Genomic DNA, 1,191 nt, shown 5'->3' with positions numbered 1-1,191 from the left:
GAAAAATTTCACTTCCTATTACTTATATTGATGGATTAGGTGGAAATGTGAAACGAGGAGATAAAGTAGACCTTGTATTTGTTGGAGAAGGTGAAAAGGCAGGAGAAGGTTCAGGAAAAGGATTTAAATATTCAAAAGCTTTCTTACAAGATATTCTTGTCTATAATGTCACAACAGATGATGGTTTCCGTTACACGGATAGAAGTGAGGGTGTGAAAGGAGACGAAGCAGGAGATATGCAAGATGGTAAAGACATTCAATCTGGTGGAGAAGGTGGTAAATTATCCACTGTAACATTAGCTGTAACGCTTGACCAAGCTGAACAAATTTCTGCTCGATTAAAATCTGGAAACATTCGTATTGTGGGACGATTTGACGATAGTCAAAACTATGACACAGCAGGATTTATTGTGGGTGAATATGACAAAGTATTCTCTGGAGAAGGTTTAGCTGAAAGCAATAAATAGTTAACAAATTTAATAACGGAGAGTCATTGTATTCTCCGTTATGTTTTTAATACAAAGGGGGAAGTAAATTATGAATAAAGTTCTATTAGCTACAGGTCATGAAGCTCTTGATAATGTAATTAAAAAAATAAAAGAGTATGAATTTGTCGGAAGCATTGAATATAAAAGGGACTTAGTAGAAGCGTGTTCTTTCTATAATCCTGATATTGTTCTTATCTCAGATTTTCTAACGGGAAAAGAATCTCTGTTAGAAGAAATGATTATGGTCAAACAAAAACACCCGCAAATTCGAATTGTTTACGTGACAAAAACATTAGACATGAAAAATGTAGAACGAGTAAATCAATTAGGAATGTTAGTACTATCTGGTATTTATGATATCTTAACAGAGAGCAAGTTAAATGCAGTGTTAATTAAACAATTATTAGATAATCCTCGAAATAAAGAGAGTGTAGATTATTTACTTCGTAATATCAGAAGTGCATCAACAGATAATACAGAAGATATAGAAGTAGAAGCGATTGAAGAAACAGAAGAATACGATATTGAAAAATATGGATATAAAAATGTATATCTTGTTTCATCTATCAAACCTGGGACTGGTAAGTCATTTGCTTCTACGAACCTTGCAACGACAATTGCAAAGTACGGAAAGAAAAAAGATGGAAAACCACCAAAAGTTGGATTGATTGAAGCTGATTTACAAAACTTATCTGTAGGTACA

Annotated in this window: 2 protein-coding genes; both read left to right on the top strand. The window is 33.2% G+C overall.

Translation table 11 applies throughout. The features are described from left to right. A partial coding sequence (locus MR160_RS33660) for an RcpC/CpaB family pilus assembly protein (RefSeq protein ID WP_242299219.1) occupies positions 1 to 467 on the top strand: 467 nt, incomplete at its 5' end. 70 nt (positions 468 to 537) lie between these two features. Further along, the coding region (locus MR160_RS33655; RefSeq protein WP_481746747.1) for a response regulator transcription factor at positions 538 to 1,191 on the top strand (654 nt) is incomplete at its 3' end.

The sequence above is a fragment of the Bacillus cereus group sp. BfR-BA-01382 genome (assembly GCF_022663475.1).
Classification (GTDB): domain Bacteria; phylum Bacillota; class Bacilli; order Bacillales; family Bacillaceae_G; genus Bacillus_A; species Bacillus_A thuringiensis_S.
Note: the sequence above shows the minus strand (reverse complement) of the source record. Positions and strands in the feature narration are given on the sequence as shown.